General features: G+C 69.5%; 18 protein-coding genes. 9 read left to right on the forward strand and 9 right to left on the reverse strand.

Annotation, left to right across the window (positions count from 1 at the left end; translation table 11 throughout):
* Positions 1–24 precede the first annotated feature (24 nt).
* Genes FGW37_RS00270 through FGW37_RS00280 form a run of 3 tightly spaced genes read left to right on the forward strand, consistent with a single transcriptional unit; the run spans position 25 to position 4,799 of the window.
* Entirely contained in the window at positions 25–2,121 is a 2,097-nt protein-coding gene (locus tag FGW37_RS00270; RefSeq protein ID WP_179079167.1) for a prenyltransferase/squalene oxidase repeat-containing protein, read from the forward strand.
* Positions 2,118–3,500: a cytochrome P450 gene (locus FGW37_RS00275; RefSeq protein ID WP_179079168.1), complete on the forward strand. Its 1,383-nt coding sequence runs from the start codon at positions 2,118–2,120 to the stop codon at positions 3,498–3,500. Before FGW37_RS00270 ends, FGW37_RS00275 begins: the two co-directional genes overlap by 4 nt.
* A 6-nt stretch (positions 3,501–3,506) precedes the next feature.
* On the forward strand, positions 3,507–4,799 hold the full coding sequence (locus tag FGW37_RS00280) for an FAD-dependent oxidoreductase (protein ID WP_179079169.1): 1,293 nt from the start codon (positions 3,507–3,509) through the stop codon (positions 4,797–4,799).
* A 76-nt stretch (positions 4,800–4,875) separates the two neighbouring features.
* Here FGW37_RS00280 and FGW37_RS00285 read toward each other — a convergent pair whose 3' ends face one another.
* On the reverse strand, positions 4,876–5,988 hold the full coding sequence (locus FGW37_RS00285) for a phosphatidylethanolamine N-methyltransferase family domain-containing protein (protein WP_179079170.1): 1,113 nt from the start codon (positions 5,986–5,988) through the stop codon (positions 4,876–4,878).
* A gap of 339 nt (positions 5,989–6,327) precedes the next feature.
* Here FGW37_RS00285 and FGW37_RS00290 point away from each other — a divergent pair, with 339 nt between their 5' ends.
* The 3 genes from FGW37_RS00290 to FGW37_RS00300 all read left to right on the forward strand — a co-directional run bounded on the left by FGW37_RS00290 (position 6,328) and on the right by FGW37_RS00300 (position 10,864).
* Entirely contained in the window at positions 6,328–8,448 is a 2,121-nt protein-coding gene (locus FGW37_RS00290; protein ID WP_179079171.1) for an MMPL family transporter, read from the forward strand.
* Positions 8,449–8,747: 299 nt separating this feature from the next.
* A complete protein-coding gene (locus FGW37_RS00295) occupies positions 8,748–9,635 on the forward strand; it encodes an esterase/lipase family protein (protein ID WP_246430180.1) in 888 nt (295 codons plus the stop codon).
* 449 nt (positions 9,636–10,084) lie between these two features.
* Complete coding sequence (locus tag FGW37_RS00300; RefSeq protein ID WP_179079173.1) at positions 10,085–10,864, forward strand: class I SAM-dependent methyltransferase; 780 nt, start codon at positions 10,085–10,087, stop codon at positions 10,862–10,864.
* Positions 10,865–11,020: 156 nt separating this feature from the next.
* Here the strand turns inward: FGW37_RS00300 and FGW37_RS00305 are convergent, their stop codons facing one another.
* Positions 11,021–11,377 carry a DUF805 domain-containing protein gene (locus tag FGW37_RS00305; protein ID WP_179084414.1) on the reverse strand — a complete coding sequence of 119 codons (357 nt, stop codon included), beginning with the start codon at positions 11,375–11,377 and terminating at the stop codon, positions 11,021–11,023.
* Positions 11,378–12,575: 1,198 nt separating this feature from the next.
* Between FGW37_RS00305 and FGW37_RS00310 the strand changes: the two genes are divergently transcribed.
* Positions 12,576–12,959, forward strand: coding sequence for a cupin domain-containing protein (locus FGW37_RS00310; protein ID WP_179079174.1), 384 nt, complete (start codon positions 12,576–12,578; stop codon positions 12,957–12,959).
* On the opposite strand, the gene FGW37_RS33950 is transcribed toward FGW37_RS00310, so the two are convergent.
* Entirely contained in the window at positions 12,923–13,111 is a 189-nt protein-coding gene (locus FGW37_RS33950) for a hypothetical protein (protein ID WP_343066952.1), read from the reverse strand. The genes FGW37_RS00310 and FGW37_RS33950 overlap by 37 nt on opposite strands.
* Positions 13,112–13,886: 775 nt before the next feature.
* On the opposite strand from FGW37_RS33950, the gene FGW37_RS00320 reads away from it, so the two are divergent.
* Positions 13,887–14,408 carry a hypothetical protein gene (locus FGW37_RS00320; RefSeq protein ID WP_179079175.1) on the forward strand — a complete coding sequence of 174 codons (522 nt, stop codon included), beginning with the start codon at positions 13,887–13,889 and terminating at the stop codon, positions 14,406–14,408.
* A gap of 157 nt (positions 14,409–14,565) precedes the next feature.
* On the opposite strand, the gene FGW37_RS00325 is transcribed toward FGW37_RS00320, so the two are convergent.
* Both FGW37_RS00325 and FGW37_RS00330 read right to left on the reverse strand, forming a co-directional pair.
* A complete protein-coding gene (locus FGW37_RS00325) occupies positions 14,566–15,396 on the reverse strand; it encodes an NmrA family NAD(P)-binding protein (RefSeq protein ID WP_179079176.1) in 831 nt (276 codons plus the stop codon).
* Between the two features lie 174 nt (positions 15,397–15,570).
* Entirely contained in the window at positions 15,571–15,774 is a 204-nt protein-coding gene (locus FGW37_RS00330) for a hypothetical protein (RefSeq protein ID WP_179079177.1), read from the reverse strand.
* A 350-nt stretch (positions 15,775–16,124) separates the two neighbouring features.
* On the opposite strand from FGW37_RS00330, the gene FGW37_RS00335 reads away from it, so the two are divergent.
* Positions 16,125–16,670: a superoxide dismutase family protein gene (locus tag FGW37_RS00335; protein WP_179079178.1), complete on the forward strand. Its 546-nt coding sequence runs from the start codon at positions 16,125–16,127 to the stop codon at positions 16,668–16,670.
* Positions 16,671–16,685: 15 nt separating this feature from the next.
* Here FGW37_RS00335 and FGW37_RS00340 read toward each other — a convergent pair.
* The 4 genes from FGW37_RS00340 to FGW37_RS33045 form a co-directional block, all read right to left on the reverse strand.
* A protein-coding gene (locus FGW37_RS00340) for an IS5 family transposase (protein WP_179079179.1) occupies positions 16,686–17,569 on the reverse strand; the annotation gives its coding sequence in 2 pieces (ribosomal slippage) (positions 16,686–16,921 and positions 16,921–17,569; 885 coding nt in all).
* 477 nt (positions 17,570–18,046) lie between these two features.
* Positions 18,047–19,069 carry a PIN domain-containing protein gene (locus FGW37_RS00345; RefSeq protein ID WP_179079180.1) on the reverse strand — a complete coding sequence of 341 codons (1,023 nt, stop codon included), beginning with the start codon at positions 19,067–19,069 and terminating at the stop codon, positions 18,047–18,049.
* 1,014 nt (positions 19,070–20,083) lie between these two features.
* Positions 20,084–20,629 carry an AAA family ATPase gene (locus tag FGW37_RS00350; protein ID WP_246430182.1) on the reverse strand — a complete coding sequence of 182 codons (546 nt, stop codon included), beginning with the start codon at positions 20,627–20,629 and terminating at the stop codon, positions 20,084–20,086.
* Entirely contained in the window at positions 20,626–20,973 is a 348-nt protein-coding gene (locus tag FGW37_RS33045) for a DUF6087 family protein (RefSeq protein WP_343066954.1), read from the reverse strand. The genes FGW37_RS00350 and FGW37_RS33045 overlap by 4 nt, the downstream gene beginning before the upstream one ends.
* Positions 20,974–21,134 lie beyond the last annotated feature (161 nt).

Here is a 21,134-nt window from a genome sequence, read left to right on the forward strand (position 1 = left end):
AGATCCGAAAGAGGATGACGGCACATGGCGATGCCCGATACCGCCACCGGCGGCCCCGAGGCCTTCGCGCCCGTGCCCGGCGCGCACCGCACGTACGACGCCGCCTGCGGGCGCCTGCTCGGCCTCCAGGACGAAAGGGGTGCGTGGGAGGGCGAGATGGAGTGGAGCACCATGATCCTCTCCCAGTACGTCATCGTCCTGCACGTCCTGCAACGCCCTCCGGACGAGCGGGCACGGAAGGCGATCCTCCAGGGCTTCCGGGCGACCCGTACGGCTGAGGGAGGCTGGGGCATGCACCCGCAGGGCCCGCCGTCGCCGTACGCCACGACGCTGGCCTACGTGGCCCTGCGCCTGCTCGGCACAGAACCCCATGAACCACTCGCCGCCGGTGCCCGGCAGTGGCTCCACGCTCAGCCGGGCGGCTGCCGCTCCGTTCCGCAATGGGGGCTCTTCTGGCTCGCCTTGCTGGGCCTGGTGCCCTACCGTCAGGTGGCGCCGGTTCCCCCTGAGGCGATGCTTCTGCCCGCGTGGGCGCCCTTGCACCCCGAACGGCTCCTGGGCTGGACCCGGATGCTCTACCAAGGCATGGCCTACCTGTACGGCGCGAAGTTCCGCGCGGACCCGTGTCCCGTCGTCCGCGACCTCCGCCGCGAGCTGTTCGCCGGCCAGGGCGCAGGAGCCCGTGTGCCACCCGGCCGAAGCACCGACGTGTACGTTGCCGGAGGCCCCGCACTGCGCGTGCTGCAGGGGTGCCTGCGCGGGTGGGAGCGGGTGCACAGCCGCCGCCTGCGCCGCGCTGCCCTGGAGCGCTGTCACCGCGCGGTCGTCGAGGAGCAGCACGCCTCACCGCACCACGGCTTGTCTTCGGTGAACGCCTTGGTGGAGTGCCTGGTGCTGTTCGCCCGCGACCGGCACCACCCCTTGCTGGACGACGCCGTCGCCCGCCTGCACTACTGGTGTTGGCAGGACGGCAAGCGCGGCCTGCGCATCTGCGGGGACCGGTCCGTGGTGTGGGACACCTCCTTCGCCGTGGAAGCGCTCCTGTCGGGAGGCGCTGCAGGGGCGGACCACGGACCGGACCGCCGGCTGGGCTCCGCGATCGACCGAGCACACGCTTTCCTGCGCAAGGCGCAGATCACCACCTACAGCGGACGTGTGCCGCCCTTGCGCACCGTCCGCCACGGCTGGGCGTTCTCCGACGGCGACAGCCGCTGGCCCGTCAGCGACTGCACGGCCGAAGCCGTGGGCGCCCTGTTGCAGGCACAGGAGGTGACGGGCCCCGGCGGCCACCGGGTTCCGGTTTCGGCCCGCCTCGGCCGACCGGCCCTGCACGGCGCGTTGAACGTCGTGCTGGACCGGCAGAACCCCGACGGCGGGTTCGGCACCCTCGACCGCCGGCGTGCCGGCACCTGGCTGGAGGCCCTCAACCCGACGGAGATGTTCGCCGGGTGCATGACCGACACGTCGTCGGTCGAATGCACCGGCTCCGTCCTCACCGCTCTGTCGCGCATGCGGCCCCTGCTGGAACCGGTCGCGCGCCGCCGTGCCGGACAGGCGATGGCCCGAGGCATCGACTACATCCGCGCGTGCCAGCACCCCGACGGGTCGTTCAGCGGAACATGGGGCATCAACTACACCTACGCCGCCTTCCACGCAGCCCGCGGGCTGCGTGCCGCGGGGGTTCCGGCCGACGACCCGGCGCCGGTCGCGCTGGCCCGCTGGCTGGAGGGGTCCCAGCTGAAGGACGGTTCCTGGGGCGAGGACTGGCGAAGCTGCCTCGAACGCCGGTACCTCGCGCTGGACACAGGACTGCCCGAGATGACGGCCTGGGCGGTCCTGGCGGGGCTCGACACCCTCGGCCCCCGGCACCCCGTCGTCGAGAACGGCATCCGCTGGCTGTGCGCCCACCAGCAAGCGGACGGTTCCTGGACCGGTGGCCACGTCAACGGTGTCTTCTTCGGCACGATGATGCTCGTCTACCACCTCTACCCGGTGTACTTCCCGGCCCTGGCCGTCGGCCGCTACCTGCGGGCCGTCGCCCTGTCCGCTCCCTCGACCACCGCCGAGCCGGTCGCGTCCGAAGGACCCGCAGGACCCGATGGACCCGCAGGTGCACCATGACCACCGACGCGCAGGCTGCCGCACAGCCCGGAGGACGGAACCTCCCCAAGGCCGACGGGGGGCTGCCGGTGATCGGTCACGCCATCCCCTTCTTCCAGGACCCCGTGGGCTTCCTGTTGCGCGCGCACGGCAGGCAGGGCGAAGCCGTGACGTTCTCACTGCCGGGCCGGCGCGTGGCCTCGTTCTGCGGGCCGCAGGCCAATGCCGTGGTCCTGAGCCTGGATGACACCGAAGCGGACCGCCGTCCCGTCTACGAGCCGCTCCTGGCCCCCTTGCTGGGCCGGGGAGTGGGCTTCAACGCCCCCGCCGATGTCATGACGTGGCATCACTCCCTGCTGCTGCCCCATCTCCGGCGGGACGCCCTGACCCGGCACGCCGCGATCATGTTCGATCAGATGGAGCGGTACGTCGCCCCGTGGAACGGGGACGGCACGTTCGACCTCATGGCAGTGATGCGCGACATCACCGCGCGCATCTCAGCCCACTGCCTGATCGGACCACGGTTCGGCCGGACGCTGGCCCCGGTGCTCCCGGCGCTGCTGAGCCGGCTGGAAGCCTCCTTCTTCATGTCCTTCGCGATCGGCCCCCGCCCCTTCCTGCCCCACCACCGCCGGGCCGACCGCGCCCGTGAGACCCTCACCCGTGCCATCAAGGAGATCGCTCCCCGCGACCGCCCCGAGGGCAAGAAGCGCAGCCATTTCGAGGAGCTCATGCGTGCCGAGGGCCCGGACGGCCGTTCCCTGGACGAAGAGACCGCGGCCGCCCTCATGCTCTCCTGGCTGTTCGCCGCGGTTCCCATCACGATCCATGCCGCCTGGACCGGAGTGCTTCTGCTCCAGCACCCCCAGTGGCTTCCCGTCCTGCGCGCGGAGCAGGAGAGCGCCTTCACGGACTATCCGCCGACCACGCTGTCCCCGCTCCACAAGCTCGAGCGCCTGGGCCACTGCCTCCTGGAGGCCGAGCGCCTCCACCCGGCCATCTGGCTGCTCCCCCGCCTGGCCGTACGAGACCTGTGCATCCGTGGCTACCGGGTCCCGCGCGGCTACCTGGTGTGCGCCTCGCCGGGAGCGTCGCATCGCCTGCCGGACGTGTTCCGCGACCCCGGGGCCTTCGATCCCGACCGCTACCTTCCGGACCAGTACCTTCCGGATCGTACGGAACACGGCACTGCTCACCACGCCCTGATCGGCTTCGGCGGAGGCCGTCACCCCTGCCTGGGCCCGGCCTTCGCCCAGCAAGCGATCAAGGTGATCTGGAGCGTCCTCCTGCGCGCCTTCGACCTGGAGCTCGCCGGTCCCGACGTCCGCGAGGTCCGCGCCTCGGTGTTCCACCCTCCCCGGCAGCCGTGCACGGTGCGCTACCGCCGCAGGAAACGCTGACCACCGATGAGCCCGCCATGCGACGTCGCGGTCATCGGCGCGGGCCCGGTCGGGTGCGCCGCCGCACTCGCCCACGCCCGCGCCGGCCACCGCGTCCTGCTCCTGGAGGCCTCGCGCCGGCCGCCCACGCGGCTGGCCGGGGAGTGGATCCACCCCGGCGGAGTCGCCGTGCTGCGCAGGCTCGGCGTCGGCACGCCCGCGCCCTCCTTCCTCCCGGCCCTGGGCTTCATCCTGCACCCGGAGGACAGCAGCCCGCCGATCACGCTGCCCTGCCCGCGCGGCGACCGGGCCGCCACCGCACGCCACTGCGAGCTCGTCGCCACCCTCCGGGCCGTCGCGGCGGACGACCCCGCCATCACCCTCGCTCTCGGCACGCGTATCACCTCGATCCGGCGGACCACGGTCACCTACACCCGCGAGGGCGGACCCGAGCGGCACGCGCGCGTGTGGCGCGTCGTCGGTGCCGACGGGCAGTCCTCCGTGGTGCGGCGTACGATCCACTGCGCCGCGCCGGCAACGACCGTCTCGCGCACGGCCGGTGTGCTGCTGCGCGGCCTCGCTCTCCCCGCAGAGGGGTACGGGCACGTCTTCGCGGGCGGCCCCGGCCCCGTACTGGCCTACCGGCTGGACGACGACACCGTCCGGGTGACCGTGGACGTCCCCCTGTCACGTCGGCGCGCCGCGGAACTGCCGTCCTACGTACGGCGCGTCTACTCCCCGTTCCTCCCCGCCGACCTGGCCGGGCTCCTCTGCACGGCCCTGGAACGGAAGGAGGCGGTGCAGTGGGCCGCCAACCGGGTCCGGCTGCGCACCTTCCACGGCCGGGAGCCCCACGTCCTGGTCGGTGACGCGGTCGGCACCTGTCACCCGCTGACCGCCTCGGGACTGACCATCGGCCTGCGCGACGCCGAATGCCTCGCCGGCACCGAGGACGTCACCGCTCACGGCCGACGCCGACGGGCCGCAGTGCGGCCGCACGAACACCTCGCTGCCGCCCTGCACCGCATCTTCTGCGACCCGGGCCGGACCACGAGGGATCTGCGCCGCAGCATGTACGCCGTCCTGCGCGCCAGCGGCACGGAACGCGAACGCATGATGCGGCTGCTGTGCGCGGAAGAGCTGGGCCCCCTCCCCCTGACGGGCGCCGTCCTGCACGTGGCCGGTCACGCCCTGCACGAACAACTCGTGACGGGCCGGTGCCGCACGAACCCATGGCGCACGTCCGTACAGGCCTGCGGGGACTACCTCGGCTGGCTGCGGTGGATGAGCCGTCCCCCGGGGCACGGCTGGGGCAAGTGATATGGGGCAAGTGATATGGAAGCGGGGACGGATGCCGCCGCCCCTCCGACCGGCGGCGGGTGCCGACCCGGCCGGTTCAGTAGACGAACGGGAACATCCGGAACCTGGCGCGGCGGCAGTACTCCTCCCAAAGCCGGCCGTACTTGACGCGGCAGCGGCGGTCGTCACGGTGCGCCCGGTGCACGAACATCAGCAGCAGGAAGGCCGGGAGCAGGTACGGAACGACGGAGCCGGTGCCGCACAGCAGCGTCCAGCTGAGGTACACCAGCAGTTCGCCGGTGTAGTTCAGCTTTCTGCCGATGCCCCAGAACCCGGACACCAGGAGCCTGCCGCCCAGTGTCTCGGCCGGACGGCCCCAAATGGTGACGGCGCCACCGGTCTTGAAGCGGTGCTTCTGGTCGTTCGCTCCGCGGAAGAGCCAGAATCCGAAGACGAACAACGCACAGCACACCGCTCCCAGCCACAGGGGAAGGGGCTCCCGGACGTGGATCAGCGTGCGTCCGGAGATGCCGTAGAAGAACGGCACGAGAACGTAGTCCCCCCACACCAGCATCCATCCGAACCTCTCGGCGATGAGGTCCCACGTGTGGACCATGCCGCCTTCGAACTGGAAATAGTTGGCCAGGTAGACGAAGAAGAAGATCTGATAGAGCAGCATCCGGCCGCTCAACGAACCCTGACCCGTGTATTGGACAGCCGCGGCCGACACGTTGAACACGAAGAGCCCGATGAGTGAGGGCCGGTAGGAGAAGAACTTCAGGTCGACCCCTGCCCATACGGGGTTCCTCTCCACTCCGTAGAAGTAGTCACTCAGGCCGCGCCGCCGTCCGGACGGGCCGGACGCGGCCGGCGTCCGGCGCCGGCCGGTGCGGAACAGCAGCCAGGCCAGTGCGAACGCGAACGCATTGGCCACCAGCAGGAGTTCTCCCCAGTGCCGGTCCGGCCAGACGAGCACCCGCGGTGACCAGATCCAGAATCCCGCCGCGGCGCCCGCGGTCAGCGCGAAGAGCCAGGCACCGTTGAGGCGGTAGGCCCGCGGAGGCTCCGTCTCCGTATCCGTATCCCCCGCCGCCGCCAGGTCTTCTGTCGCCGCCGCCGGCACCGACCGTCCGGGAATCCAGCGGGAACCCGCGAACAGCACCAGGACGAAAGCCACCAGCACGAAATCCATCAGGGCGAGAGCAGCCATGAATGCGAATCTTTCTGTGGATGTGCCACGGCTACCCGGCAAGCGGATGGGGAAAACGCCGCCCGCGCGCCGTTCCACCGAAAGCGCGACATGGCGGCTCAACCCCGGATTCCCGGGTAGCCCTTGAGGGCGATAACCCGGTAACTCCGAATGAACCAGTGGATTCCCTGGACCGGTTGACTTCCCTCACACGAGGATGCGCCCGTGCACCGTCGGCACAGCGTTCGCGGCAAGGCCGCAGCCCGGGGTGTGCTGCGTCTCCTCGGAGCGGTCGCCCGGTGGCGTCCCCGGCACAGGGCTTCCCTCACCGTGGTCGCGTGCGTTGTCGCTACGGTGGCGATGGGCTTGTTCGGCGCGGGCGGCCTGGACCGGCTCAGCAACACCTGGCCGGTCCCGATCGGATCCCGCGCCGCCCGGGACAGCGCCGCGCTCGGGGAGCGCTACGGCTTCTCCGGCCCTGATCTGGTGCTGCTGCTGAGCACCACGTCGGACGTACGCTCGCCGGAGGTCGCGGCGGCGGGCCGTGCGGTGGAGGAGGAGGTCCGCCGGTCGCCGGGTGTCGGGGCCGTCTCCTCGTACTGGAGCGCGAACGACCCCGCGCTGATCTCCCGGGACGCGCGTTCCGCACTGGTTTCCGCCGACCTGACCGGTGAGGAGGCCCTCAGGGCCGGGGCCGCACGGCGGCTCGTCGCCGCCCTCGGCGAACACCGCGGGCCGCTGACGATCACGCCCACCGGGGCGGCGTGGACCCTTGAAGAGATCCTGGAGGACAACCGTGCCGATCTGCTCAGGGCCGAACTGATCTCCGCGCCGGCCTGTGCCCTCATCCTCCTGTTCGTCTTCCGTTCCCTCGTCGCGGCGCTGCTGCCCGTCGTCAGCGCGCTGATCGCCACGGCGGGCACCCTGGCCTTTCTCCGGCTGCTGACCTCCTTCACGGAGGTCTCGGTGTACGCCTCGAACATCGCCACCGCCCTGGGGCTCGGCCTGGCGGTGGACTACGGCATCCTGGTGGTCTCACGCTTCCGCGAGGAATCCACGGCCGGCGTGTCCCTGCGGGAGGCCGTCGAGCGCAGCGTCCGCACGGCGGGCCGTGCGGTCGTCGTCTCGGCCGGCATCGTACTGGCATGCGTCTCCTCCTTGCTGGTCTTTCCCTTCGTGTTCCTGCGCTCGGCAGCCTGGGCCGCCGTCGCGGTGGTGGTGTTCTCGGCAGCGGCTTCCGTGATCGTCGTCCCCGCCCTGCTGGCACTCCTCGGCCGGAACACCGACCGGTTCGACCTGTTCGCCCGCCTCCGTAGGCGCAACTCTCGCGGGCCCGAGGGCAGCCCGGGCTGGCGCCGGGCGACGCTGGCCGTCACCCGGCGGCCTGTCGTGGCGGCGCTCGCCGCCGCCTGCGCGCTCACCGCAATGTCCCTGCCCGCATGGCACGTCTCCCTCGGACCGAGCGGCGTCGACGATCTCCCGCACCGCAGCAGGGCCCGTACGGCGGCAGTGATCATCCGTCAGGACTTCGCCTCGGCGCCGGAGCGAGAGCTGATCGTCGGGCTGCCGAAAGGGACACCGCGCGAGGAGGTCGAGGGCCGTGCCCGCACGGTGTCGGCACTGCCGCAGACGGCCTTCGTCCGCACCTTCACCGGCCGGTACCGCGGGGGCACGAAGGTCGAGGCACCAGGCCCTTGGGACACACGGCAGGATGCACCGGCCGGCCCGGTGATGGTCGTCGCTTCACGCTTTCCTCCTGGTACGGAGCGATCGGCGGTCCTGGTGCGGCAGCTGCGTACTCTCCCTGCCCACGGCCACGTTCTCGTCGCCGGGCGGGCGGCAGAGGCGGTGGACTCCCTGTCCGCCGTCCGGCGGGCCCTGCCGTGGTGCTGCGGCGTCGTCGCGGCTGCGACGTTCGTGCTCATGGCGCTGTTCACCCGCAGCTTGCTGGTGCCGTTCAAGGCCGTGGTGGTGGCGGCGATGAGCCTGGGGGCCACGCTGGGCTGCCTGGTGTACGTGTTCCAGGACGGCCACCTGCGAAGTGTCGTCGGCGACTTCCACGCCCCCGGGTACCTCAGCGACACGACGACCGTCTTCCTGCTGGCGACCGCGTACGCGCTCGCGGTGGACTACGAGGTCTTCATCGTCGCCCGCATCAGGGAGGAGTTCCTGGCCTCGGGTGACAACACCGCGGCCGTCGTCGCGGGAATGCAGCGAACGGGCCGCCTGGTCACGGCGGCCTCACTCGTCTTCGCAGCCGCCATGGCGGGCCCCGCGACCTCCGGCGTCACCTCGCTCAAACTCACCGGGACGGGCCTGGCCCTGGCTGTCGTGGTGGACGCCGTGGTGGTGCGGGGGGCTCTGGTTCCCGGCCTGATGACTCTGGCGGGCAGGGCGAACTGGTGGTTGCCGAGGGGCTGGAGGCGGCGTTCTCGGCGGACAGCCGGGCGCGCGAACGGTAGTGACATGCGTAAGCCATGAAGCACGGTGCGGCCAGGCGGAGCGGACGGGCGGTGACGCGATCATCCAGGACGCGGGGAGAGCGGTAGTGCCGACGGTCATGACGGCATCCTCGCACGCGCTCTTCGCCCGCGCTCCTGATGAGTGGGCGGCCGCCAACTGGGTGGCGTCTCATCCGTTCTGACGTGCTGGAACATTCTTACTTGACTTGTGGGTAACTTTTCGGTGATCTTACTCGCATCCACGCGGACGCTTTGAGCGCGCGACCGATCAGGTCGTTGTGCCGATGCCGTCTGCCCGTCCCATGGATGAGGTTCTTCATGTCTGGATTCCGCAACGTTTCCCGCCTTGTTTGTTCCGTTTTATCAGCTGTTGCCTTGACAATTGCCGTCGGCTCCACTGCCTCCGCCGCCTCGGCCGCCTCGACTACTGACCGCCCCTCCGCGGTCAGCAGCGGCTGGAACGACTACGACTGCAAGCCCTCCGCCGCCCACCCACGCCCCGTCGTCCTGGTGCACGGCACGCTCGGCAACTCCGTCGACAACTGGCTCGTGATGGCGCCCTACCTGGTCAAGCGCGGCTACTGCGTCTTCTCCCTCGACTACGGCAAGCTGCCCGGTGTGCCGGTCTTCTACGGCCTCGGCCCGATCGCCAAGTCGGCCGAAGAGCTCTCCGTCTTCGTCGACAAGGTGCGCGCGGCCACCGGCGTCGACAAGGTCGACATGGTCGGCCACTCGCAGGGCGGCATGATGCCGCGCTACTACATCAACTTCCTGGGTGGCGCCGACAAGGTGAACCACCTCATCGGCCTCGCCCCGTCCAGCCACGGCACGACCATGATGGGCCTGACCAAGCTGATGGATGCCGTCCCGGGGGCCCGTAAGGCACTCGGCGGCATGGCCCCCGGCCTCACCGACCAGGCGCTCGGCTCCGACTTCCTCAAGCGCCTGAACGCCAGCCCCGACACCATGCCCGGGGTCGAGTACTCGGTCATCGCCACCAAGTACGACCAGGTCGTCACGCCGCACGGCACGAACTTCCTGTCGGGCCCGAACGTCCGCAACATCATGCTCCAGGACCTCTGCGCCCTCGACCTCTCCGAGCACATCTCGATCGGCAGCATCGACCGCATCGTCGTCCACAAGGTCGCCAACCTCCTCGACCCGGCCAACGCCGAACCCACCACCTGCGCGTCGGTCGTGAGCTGACACCAGCGTTCTCACCGGGCCGGGGCGGTGACGCCCCGGCCCGGTCGCACCGAAGCCCTGCAGGTCGAGCCGTCGGACGAGGGCCGACGCCGGCCTCAGCCTTAGCCTTGTTGGTGTCCGCAGCCTCATCGGCGAGCCATCACAAGGGGACCACACTCCACCGGTCGTGCTTGCGCATGACCACGGCCTTGCCGTCCGCGGTGGTCTCGCACCCTATGCAGCCCTGCTCTCGCCAGGTCCCGGATGAGGTCATCGTCCCTCACCGTTCCGTCGCGATGTCGGCCAGGCAGTCCCCGCCGGTTGCGACCGCGAGCGCTCAAGTCTCGGACACCCACCCCGTGAATGCGCGAGGCCGTGCTAGGAGTGCCATCGGATAGTTGCCGCCGAAGTGGCGAGGAAGCGGCGAGGCGAGGTTGCCGGACCGCCGGCAGCATTAATACGGTCACCGCGTGGACCAGGATGAACGGCTGCTTCACGCCTCGTCGTTCGGAGCAGTGGCAGTCGCATACGCCGAGCACCGTCCGGACTACGCGCAGGCCGCGGTGCGCTGGGCGCTCGAGCCCGTGCCCGGACCGCGCGTGCTCGACCTCGGCGCCGGAACCGGCAAGTTGACCACCACGCTGGTCGCGCTGGGTGCCGAAGTCATTGCAGTCGAGCCCGACCCGGACATGCTGACCGAGCTGCGCCGCTCGCTGCCGGCCGTCCGTGCCCTGCCGGGTCGTGCCGAGGCGATACCGCTGCCGGACGCTTCCGTCGATGCCGTGCTGGCGGGCAACGCCATGCACTGGTTCGACATGGCCGTCGCGGGACCCGAGATCGCCAGAGTCCTCGCACCCGGCGGCGTCCTGGTCGGCCTATGGAACCTCATGGACGACCAGGTCGAGTGGGTTGCCCGGCTCGCGCGGGTCAGCGGGAACGCAGCCATCGGCCCACGCGACACGCCCGCCGGCTGGCGCGCCGCGACGGCGGACATGCACCTTCCAAAGACTGTTGCGGCCGCCCGGTTCGGCTCACCGGAGCAGACCGAGTTCCCCCACGGGCAGCCCCGCACCGCCGACTCACTCGTCGCGACCATCGCGACGCGCGCGGGGGTGCTCGTCATGCCAGGACAGGAACAAGAGGCCACACTGGGACGGATCCGGGCATTCCTCGCCAGCGAACCTGAGGCCGCCCGCGGCGAGTTCACTCTCCCCATGCTGACCGGCGTGCTGCGCATCCGGCGGCTGTGAAACATCACGTCGACAACCGAGCCCAAGGGCTTGGTCACCTGAGAAGTGCCTCAGGCCGGTGCGGGAACGAGTGCCTCGACAACCCTCATACTCACTGGTTCAGCTGAGCGGGCCGCCTGCCGGACAGCCGTTTCGTGAAGGCGCGGGGCTAAGCCCTCAACGGGCCGGAACCTTCTGTGGGTTCGTACCGTAGGCGTTCTCCTGCGGCTTGGCGGCCGCGGCCCAGAACACGATCAGGACGATGAGGCCCACGATCGGAATCAGGCCAATCAGTAGCCACCAGCCCGACCGGTCCGTGTCGTGCAGGCGCCGGACGCTGACAGCGAGGCTGGGCAGGAGCACGGCGACGTCGTAGACGGTTTCGATGATGATGCCCGTGCCGAGCAGAACGTCGATGACGGCCAGCACGATGCTGACGACAAGGCTGATCAGAGTGAACATCCAGAACTCGGGGCGGCTCGCCCGTCCGCTGAACGTCGCGTATTTCTTGAGTACATCCACATACCAGTGCACCTGCGCCCCCAAGAGCCGCGGCTGGCCCGTCCACACGGACCGGGCCTCATCCCGAACGTAGGTGGCTCAAAGAGGTCGGTCAACGGTCGTGAGGATGCGGGCAACAGCGCCAGCAGAGCGCTCCGGGGCTCCTGCGTGCGCGCATGGGCATACACGAGCCCCCGTGCAGGCAGCGTGGCCCTCGGGCCGCGCCGGGAGTCACCGTAGGCCGCAACGCGTGCAGCTGCTGGTCGTCCTTACTGGACATCGGTGATCCGGCCTTCCCCGCCGGGCGCGTCCGTGGTCATAAAGCAAACGTTCGTCACGCCGAGCCCGGGCGAAGGCCGACCTCCGGGATCCATCCGGGTCGCCGACCGCACGTCCGGCCAGTCGCGCTTCACCGTGCTCGGGTTGTCACCTCCTCCGGGCCTGGCGCGGAGCCGGCGACCCGCAATGGCGGGGACCCTGCGTTACCCCGCAGGACTTCACCTTCGCAGCGCGAACGGCTCGCATAGGCGTGTAGGAGGCAGCGGGCCGGGTGCGGTATCGGGCCGCTTCAGGGCGACTTCCGAACAGATCGTGGATACCTGATCCGCCCGGCGGGTCGACTCCTCTAGCCGCTCCGGCCTTGTGGCCGACATTCTCACCTGTTCGAAGATGCCGGACCCTGACGGCGGCCGAAGATCGGGGGCTGAGGAACCGACCGGCCGCGACGGCCGCGGTCCCTTTGTGGCGCAGCCTCGCCGGTTTCGAAAAGTGCGTGGGGCTCGCGAACAACGGAAGCACCGCGAACGGCACCGAGCTCGTCGTGTGGGATGCCACAGCAACTACGACCGGCGCTGGCGCTTCGGTGTCAGCGGTTCGTCCACGGTCTGCAGGGCCGTCTGCGCTACGCCCTCGCGCTCTCCGACAGCGCTTCGGCCGGGTGGCCGCAGCGCTCGGCATCACAAAGCCCTCGTTGTCCAAGCAGGTCGCCGAACTCGAGCGCGAGGTCGACGGCCGCCGCTGCAGCGGCCCTGTACGGCGCCACGGTGAGCGCCGTTCCCACCCGTACGCATGTCCGGTCTCCGCTCGGTGCGTCGGACGCGATCCCGGCCCGGGTAGCGGCCTGCCCCCGGTAATCGTCGCCTGGCCACTCGTCCGGCTCAGCAGCGTTGGCTCCGCGACGGCGCCCATGGCTAAGTTCGAGAGATCCCATCTGCCCGAGGAGAGAGCGTCCATGGCCGGTCTCGTACGCAAGAGCTTCGCTTCAGCGGAGGAAGTACGCCCCTTCGAGGAAGGTAAGGGACGTCTGGAGCTGGTGGACGTAGGTGCCGGGCCGGTGGGCCGAGCGACGTTCGAGCCCGGCTGGCGATGGTCCCGGCACGTCAAGCCGATCGCCGGGACCGACAGCTGCCAGGCCCCCCATCTGGCGTACGTCGTCTCGGGCCGGATCAAGGTCGTTATGGACGACGGGCAGGAGGACGAGTTCGGCCCGGGCGACTGCATGCTCTGCCCGCCCGGGCATGACGCGTGGGTGGTCGGCGGCGAGCCGTGCGTCCTGATCGACTGGCAGGGGTTCGCCGATTACGCCAAGCGGCGGGCGACATCGACGACGGAGTGAGCGAGGTCCGGGTCCGACTCGTAGAGGCGGCGCAGTTCGGTTCCCGGGGCGGCCATCTGCCACAGTGCTCCGGCCATCACCGTAGCCGTGGCGACGACGTTGCCGGCCTGCGCCGGGCGCACAGCGGCCACCTGGCGCACAGCCTCGCCCACGGCCGCGACCTCGGCAAGGGCTGTCAGCTTGAAGGACCGGACGCTCTCCAGGACGGCGTGTGGGCGAGCAGATCGCAGAACAGGGGTTGCGCCACCAGCGACTCGGCCAGCAGCCGGGCGACCGCGCGCAGGTGAGGCTTTTGGTCCAGTCCACGCCGTTCACGGCATCCGCGGAGTCCCCGTCGCCCGTGCCGGGCGCTGCGTCGGCGAGCCGCTCGCGCACCGCCCGCGACCACTCCACCCAGCCGGTGGCAGCCAGGCGGAGGAAGATCTCTTCCCGGGTCTCGCAGTAGTGGAGCATCGCCGACTTGTGCATGCCGACCTCCGCGGCGATGTCGGTCATGGTGACCGACCGGATGCCGTTCGTTGTGGCCAGACGGGCCGCCGCGTCGAGGATCGCGGGGGCCGCCGCTCGATCGTTTCCCGCTGCCGCTTCCACAGGACCGGCTGTCAGTGGGCAGGCACGCCTACGGTTCTGCCGTGCCGAACTCCGACACCACCCTGTGGACCAACAATCTGTGCCGTGAACTTGAGCGGGGCGGCTATGCCGGCCGGCGCCTCACGACATGTTCGGCGGCCCGCACCAGTCGCTGCCGAGCTTCAAGCGGGCGGGCCCTTCCCTGCCGGCCACCCCTCAATGGGTCCTGGGAGGCCCCGGAAGCGCAGCGCGCGACTCACCTACCGGCCCCGAACCACGGCGACGCTCCGTCGCCGAACGAGCCCGGCTACCGCTTGCACAGCTTCATCGGCCATACTGCCCGCCGTGGAGCACCGCATGGACCAGAACAACAACCCGCCCGTGAACGCCGCCGGCATCGATCCGGCGTTCGTCCCAGGCCTGACCCCGCCGCGCCCTGCCCAGGCAACAGAGCGTGCCACGGGACCGGCGGACGCCGCACCGGACACCGCACCGGACGCCGACCCTGCTGCAGAACCGAAGGCGGAAGCAGAAGCGGAAACGGAAGCGGCTGTCGCCGACAACGAACCGCAGCCGCGCAGCGACGGCCCCGTCTTCGAGGTATCCGACCGATGCGGCTCGATCACCGTCGACAGCACAGGCATCACCTTCCGGCTGGACGACGAGACAGCCGAGTTCAACTGGCCGGAGATCGGCGCAGTGGAAACGAACACCCCGCGGTTCGCCCGCCGACTCACCATCAGGGTGTACACCACCAGCCGCCACAGCTACGACCTCCACATCGAGGCACCGAGCCGGAACCTGCTCAAGCAATGGGCGACAGAACTGGACACAGCGCTCGACTCCTACTTCGAAGACACCACGACCACCACCAGCTAACCCCGCAGTCACCAGTTTTCATGGTCTGCGGCGGCCCGGGGACGACTGGCAGAGGAAACTGCCAGCCGGAGCGTGTCATGGAACACAGAGCCGGTCCCACCACCTGGGGCGTGTCCGATGACCCGAGGCTGCTGACCTATCGGACCCGCTCAGTCGCTCAGCCGGCCCTGACCCGGGAGGCGCGGAAGAGTTCCGCGTGCTCGGCCACCCACTGTGCGAACGTGCGCGCAGGGCGGCCGGTCACCCGCTCGACGGTGTCGACGACGGTCGTGGCGTCCTCGCCGGGGGCGGCGTACCAGCCCACGACGTATTCGGCGTCCGCCCGGGACACACCGGTGGCCATCAGCCGGTCGACGGCCTGTTCATGCGTGATAGGGACAAGGAGGATGTCCCGGTCAGCTGCCTTGGACAGGATGGCGATCCGCTCACGCGGGGTCAGTGATTCGGGGCCGGTGAGGTTGTAGGCACGCCCCGCATGGCCATGGTCGAGCAGTGCGACCGCTGCCGCCGCCCCGATGTCCGCCTCGTGGACAAGCGCGCTGGGAAAGTCGTACGGCTCGCGCACGATCCCCTCGGTCCGAACCGATTCGGCCCAGGCCAACGTATTGGACATGAACTCTTGCGGTTCCAGGCGTGTCCACTCCACACCCGAGTCCGCCACGGCCTGCTCGACCGGCCCCACCCACCCGCCCCACACCACAGTGATGCGCCGCACGCCCGCGTCGACCGCCCGCCGCACCAATGCGGGCCCGGCCTCGGCGAGCCCCGCCGTCACCGTGATGTGCAACCGGCTGACGCCGTCGAGGGCAGCGACCAGCCCCTCCGGTGCCGTGTGCGTGCCGGCAACCAGCTCCGCCTCAGCCGGCAGCCTTCCCGCAGCGGCGGCCGGATTCCGTGTCAGCGCCCGAACGTGCTCTCCTCGGCGGACCAGCTCTGCCACAACGTGCCGACCGGTGTTCCCGGTAGCACCCGTAACCAATGTCGTCACAGTTGAGTTCCTTTCGTCGCCGGCGACGCTAAGAGCTCAACTGCACCTGAGGTCAAGAAGTCTCAACGACTAGGTCCTGTCCGATGGGTCGGTGTGACTGACCTGTCAGCTGATCGTTCCCGTCAGCATGGGGCGGGGTGATGTATCCGACGAGGAATGGGCGCCTTTCACCCTTCAAGAACCAGGATGAAAGAGGTTCGGTTCCGTGACCCTGACGATCTCCCAGCCGCTGACCGAGGCGGTGATGTTCTCGCCGAACGTGACCTGGGCGGGGCCGACGCTGAGGTCGCCCACGGCTGCGTGGGCCGGGGTGGCGAGGGCGGTGCCGCCGAGGGCGAGGAGTGCGCTGGTGGCGAGGGTGGTGAGGATGCGCTTCATGGGACTCTCTCCTGCGGATCACTTGCAGTGGTGGATGGGTCACTTGCAGTGGCGGACGAGTCCTTTCCGCCGGATTGGCTGATAAACGACAGCCTGGGGCGGGGCTGGAGCGTTGCCGTGTCCGGGCGCCCCCCGGGGGGGTGCACCGTGGGATTTTTGCCCCTGGCCCGCCCTTTCACCGTTTCCTGGGGCTCCGCCCCAGACCCCGGTCCTCAAGCGCCGGACGGGCTGGAAAATCCGGAAACGGTGAAAGGGCGGGCCAGGGGCAAAATTCGCTACCGCATGCGATAGCCAGGCCCAGCCGGGACACTTGCTCTGATGACCTGAGCCGGTAGTAGAGAGGAACCATCATGCCTTTCACCACCGCAGCGGTCTTCTTCGCAGCCCTCTTCGCCACCTGCGCAACCCCTGGTGCCGTGCACGTGGACGCGCAGTTCGCGCCGCCCAGTGCGTTCGTGCCGCCCAAGGCCATCACGTATGACATGCAGAAGGTCCCGGCCGACGCCCGAGCCGTGGTCGACAAGTTCGAGGGGCCGGGTGGCACGCACGTCACGTTCCGGGTGAGCGGGCTGCTGCCGAACCGGGAGTACGGCGCGCATGTGCACACCAAGCCGTGCGGCACCAAGCCCGACGACTCGGGGCCGCACTACCAACACCGTAAGGACCCCCACCAGCCGTCCACCGACCCGGCCTACGCCAACCCGCGCAACGAGGTGTGGCTGGACTTCACGACCGACAAGCACGGCAACGCCCGTGCGCACTCCGACGTCCGGTGGAAGTTCCGGGACGGAGAGGCCCGTTCGCTCGTGGTGCACAACGAGCACACGCACACGGGACCGGGCGAGGCCGGCACGGCCGGGGCGCGCCTGGGGTGTGTGCAGGTCCCCTTCGGCTAGGCACTGTCTGGCGGGTCAGGGGCGGCGGAGCCACAGCCAGATCGCGGCGACGGTCACAGTGCCATGGAAGATGTAGGCCCTCTTGTCGTAACGCGTCGCCACGGCCCGGAAGTTCTTGAGTCGATTGATGGTTTGTTCAACTTCGTTGCGACGCTTGTAGATCGTCTTGTCGAAGCCGGCGGGCCGACCGCCCCTGCTGCCTCTGCGTTGACGGTTGGCACGCTGGTCCTTTGGCTCCGGGAGGTGTGCTTGATCTGCCGCCGCCGGAGGTAGCGGCGGTTGCGGCGGGACGAATACGCCTTGTCGCCGCCGAGGTGGTCAGGCCGGGTGCGGGGGTGTCCGCCTCCCCGGCGAGGAACGCGGATGCGGTCCAGCACCGGGATCAGCTGCGGGGCATCACCCCACTGACCCGGCGTGATCAGCAACGCAAGCGGACGGCGTCCGCCCTCACAGGCCAGGTGGATCTTGCAGGTCAGGCCGTCCCGGGAGCGTCCCAGAGCTTCGTCTGGGCGGTGGTGGACGGGCCGACCGCGTCTGCCTCGGATGCGGGGGTTGTGCTTTCGGGCACCTGCGGAGTGCTGATGGGCACGGCAGGACGTCGAGTCCACGCTGACCATGCTCCAATCGATCCGGCCTTCCACATCGGCGTCGGCCTGGACGGCCCGCAGGATCTTTTCCCACGTGCCGTCCGCTGACCATCTGCGGTGCCGATCATGGCAGGTCTTCCACTTCCCGAACCGTGCCGGCAGGTCCCGCCATGGAAGGCCGGTCCGCTGCCGGAAGAGGATGCCGTTGATCACTCTGCGGTGGCTCTTCCAACGGCCACCTCGCCCCACGTTCTTGGGCAGGTGTGGTGCCAACCGAGCCCATTCCTCGTCGGATACATCACCCCGCCCCATGCTGACGGGAACGATCAGCTGACAGGTCAGTCACACCGACCCATCGGACAGGACCTAGTGGTGCGCCGCCGGGATGAGTGCGGCGTTGCGGTGAGGGTGCGGGTAGTGTGCCGACTCCACGACCTGCGGCCGCAGGAGTGAAAGGTCATCGCTCTCCAGGCCTGACCGAACTGCAGTGCCGAGCGACCCCAAACGTGCGGAGCGGAACCCGGGTTGTTCGGGGTCGGATCGGGCTGTTCCTACCCGACGAGGTGGCGCCGCCGGTGTAGCCGACACGTCCCGTCATGCCCCCGTTTCATGCGGCGGCCTGGGCGAATCGACTGCTGCGCGGCGGACCACATCTGTCCAGGCGGCCGGACGCCGTGCCGGGGCCAACTGACGGGCTTCCTTCCGGCAGGTAGAGGCGGGCCTGCGGCCAGGGAGCGGACAGTCGGCTGCTGAAGGTCCGCGTCGGCGCACCGGAAGCAGGGAGAAGTGTCACCAACCGGCGTGCTCGCCCATGCTGGTAAAACTCATGACCTGCGGGAAGAAATCGATCTTCGTTGCTTCCGCCTGCGCGTCCTCAACCAGCAGAGCCATCCCCTGGACGCCCATGGGGAGCCCTTTGTAGCCGCCGGCCCGGCCGTTCGGCTGCGGGGGCAGCTGTTCCGTCACGAATTGCAGGCTCCACGTACCGGAGATGCTGATCAGCCTCGTTCCGTCTCCGCGGCATTCATAGGCCCTGCCACCAGGAGCCATACTGACGATGGTCTCCGCCGACTCGATCACGTTCGGGAACCTTCCGGGCCCCGCTCCGTCGCGGACGACTTCGATAAGCGTCTGTCTGAAGTCCTCACGGCCAGTAATCTTTTCCGCGTTGACATGCCGCCTCGGGTAACCGATTTCGGCCATGGCGTGGACGACCTCTGACTTCAGGATCAGCATCCCGCTGTCGGTCAGCTGGGATCTCAGTGCCTCGTCGAGGCGGGACGGGTCACCCGGTTGAGTGAAGTCCTTGTCCTTGGACACGAAGATGACGGGGAGCGGCCGGCCCTTCCTGTCGGTGTCGGGAGTCCTGCAGGCGCGTGCGGCAGTGAGCCAGATAGCGGCATCTCGTGCTCCCGACCCGTTGCGGCAGGGCGGCCGGTGCTCGGCCTCCCACCGCAGGGCTTCCAGCGCGTCCTGCGGGGCCGTCTCCAGGATGCGGAAGGTGTCACGAAGCTCCGACTCGAACCGCGCTGCCTCCTGAGAGATGAAGACGGGCCGGTTTCGCAGCGTCGGATGCGCAAACCTGACATAGTTCCCCGGGCTGGTGGTGAGCCCGTTGATCTCGCGTTCCGCCCGCATCAGCGCACTGTGTGCCGAAGAGAGTTCGTCACGACGCTGACGGACTACTTCTCGAACGGCGGTGTCTGTGGTGGCGATGGTGTGGCCTGCTCGTTCGGCGACTGCGGAGAAGAGCCTGAGGGCGGGACTTCCAGGGGCGAAGAGACGCAGCTGATTACTGTCGAGGACAATCACCCAACGGAGGGTAGGAGCCCACGCTCCCGAAGTGGACCACTTTCCGAAATGTCAGTCCCTCGCGTCCCCTCAGCCTCTTTGGGCAGCCCTGGCCCGGGCGCCCGGCCGAGGGCCGGCTGTCGGGCCAGGCGACTACCTGCCGCCGTGATGGCTTTAGGTCACTGCGGTCGGCGAGCAACCCGGCCAGGCCAGGCCAGTCGACTCCATGCCTCGACGTCGCCCTACGCTCGGTCGACACCCCGCACGCTGGCACGCTGGCACGCCCGCGGCACCCCAGCTCATCGGACCCGAGCACGCGCCGCGCCTCGCCCCTCCCTAACGAAACAAGAGCAAGATCAACAATCTGCCTTCGAAACGCAGACGCCGGGTCGCAGTATCGCCTTCGATCCAACCGATACCAGGCCGCCCCGCCCCCTCGGCTCCCGCCCTGTACGGTCGGCCAGCAAGCAAGAGCTTCCCTTCGCAACAGCCGGGCGGGGCGGCGCGGCCTGATGAGACGGTCGGCCGAGTAGAGCCCGCTGTGACGTTGCCGGGCGTTCAGCCCCGCACCTGCCGTCCACCCGCAGGCCGGCCCAGGAGCTCGGGTTCTCGCGAGGTGCCGTCACCGCCGTTTACGACCAACTGGCTGCAGAGGGCTGCCTGGTCACGCGCCCCGGCTAGGGCACCGCAGTCGGTACCACCGTGCGCCCCGGCCTCCCCGACGGCAGCCCTTTCCCCTTCCAAGGCCTGGCTCGCCGCCACCCGGCGGGTGCTCGAGAAGGCCCGGTCCGAAGTCTTCGGGGCCGGAGACCCGCAGGGCCTCGCACTGCGCGGGTTCTCAGAGCTCCATCACGACGCCACCGGCCGCCCCCCTCTCTCCCCCCAGAGGCTGCTGATCGGGTTCGCCGCCCCGCCCGAACACGCCTATCCGGCCACCCTCGACGGCCCGCTCATCGTCCTGTCCGGCCACGCCGGAAGCGGGCGCGGGTGCGTGTACCGGTGTGCATGGCGACACACGGCGCCGTACCGGGCATGTCACGAGCCGAGCGTGCGGTCCATCCGCAACCCCGTCACATCCATGACCATGTTCATCGTGGCGTCGAGGCTGCTGCCGGGGCCGATGACGGTCTCCTCGATGCCGTTGCCGAGGAGGTCTCCAGGGCGGTACCAGTCGCGCATCTCCTCCGCACCGAAGGAGTCGGCTTCGGGACGGGCCGCGTGCCGTCGCAAGGTCTCTTCGAAGGGGATGTCGAAGTAGAAGAACGCGGTGGTGCCCTGATGGCCGGCTGCGAGCTCGCACAGGACCCTGCCCCACCTGTTGCTGGAGAAGATGCCCTCGAGGACGACGTGATAGCCCTCGTCGAGGCAGTGGCGGGTGACGATGTCCACCAAGCCGAGGGTGGCGTCTGCGGGGCCGCGTTCACCCAGGACTCCACGCCGGAGGTAGTCCTGGCCGACGATGGCCAGACCCCGGCCGTGGTGTGTGCGCAGTGCTTGGGCGGTGGTGGTCTTGCCGGAGCCGCTGTTGCCCCGCAGGACGATCAGCCGGGTTTCGGAGGTGCCGGTGGGCGTTGTGGTCACCGCTCTCCCCTTGCCCATTTCTGTGCTTCGGCAAGGTTCGGGGCGATCCCGGCCGGTTGGTAGGCGAAGCCGTCCCATTCCTCGAGGAGCCGTTCCTCTCCGGAACGTACGTGGGTGGCGCCGCCTCCGGCTGGGCGGTGGCGGCGCCACGGTCCGTCGAGGGGTGGTTTCCGACGCCTCTGGAACGGGGCGAGCGGGTCGTCGGAATCGACGTGCGGGAAGACGCGGGAGGACTGGTCGAAGGGGCCGGGTCGGCGATGCTTTCCCATGGCCCCGGAAGCATAGCGACGTCGCATCGGGGCTGCGGAGCATTCGGTCGGGGTCAGCGCGACGGCCACCACCATGCACCCCGTATCCCCCAAGGGTGTCTCGCCGGATCAAGGACGGTGGTGGAAACCGGGCGGTCCCGTTGAACCGCCTAGGACCAACGACCGAGGTCTGTACCAGCTGTGGACAGATGTGTCGGGACGGGGCCGCCGCGTACCGTCGTGATCATGATCGATCG

The sequence above is a fragment of the Streptomyces rectiverticillatus genome, from assembly GCF_013394065.1.
Lineage (GTDB): Bacteria > Actinomycetota > Actinomycetes > Streptomycetales > Streptomycetaceae > Streptomyces > Streptomyces rectiverticillatus.

Bases quoted from the DNA above. Each gene is read 5' to 3' on its own strand.
- FGW37_RS00310 (WP_179079174.1), top strand. From the start codon at position 12,576: ATGGCCGGTCTCGTACGCAAGAGCTTCGCTTCAGCGGAGGAAGTACGC.
- FGW37_RS00270 (WP_179079167.1), top strand. From the start codon at position 25: ATGGCGATGCCCGATACCGCCACCGGCGGCCCCGAGGCCTTCGCGCCC.
- FGW37_RS00290 (WP_179079171.1), top strand. From the start codon at position 6,328: ATGGGCTTGTTCGGCGCGGGCGGCCTGGACCGGCTCAGCAACACCTGG.
- FGW37_RS00285 (WP_179079170.1), bottom strand. From the start codon at position 5,988: ATGGCTGCTCTCGCCCTGATGGATTTCGTGCTGGTGGCTTTCGTCCTG.
- FGW37_RS00330 (WP_179079177.1), bottom strand. From the start codon at position 15,774: ATGAAGCGCATCCTCACCACCCTCGCCACCAGCGCACTCCTCGCCCTC.
- FGW37_RS33045 (WP_343066954.1), bottom strand. From the start codon at position 20,973: ATGGTGGTGGCCGTCGCGCTGACCCCGACCGAATGCTCCGCAGCCCCG.
- FGW37_RS00295 (WP_246430180.1), top strand. From the start codon at position 8,748: ATGTCTGGATTCCGCAACGTTTCCCGCCTTGTTTGTTCCGTTTTATCA.
- FGW37_RS00275 (WP_179079168.1), top strand. From the start codon at position 2,118: ATGACCACCGACGCGCAGGCTGCCGCACAGCCCGGAGGACGGAACCTC.
- FGW37_RS00280 (WP_179079169.1), top strand. From the start codon at position 3,507: ATGAGCCCGCCATGCGACGTCGCGGTCATCGGCGCGGGCCCGGTCGGG.
- FGW37_RS00335 (WP_179079178.1), top strand. From the start codon at position 16,125: ATGCCTTTCACCACCGCAGCGGTCTTCTTCGCAGCCCTCTTCGCCACC.
- FGW37_RS00320 (WP_179079175.1), top strand. From the start codon at position 13,887: ATGGACCAGAACAACAACCCGCCCGTGAACGCCGCCGGCATCGATCCG.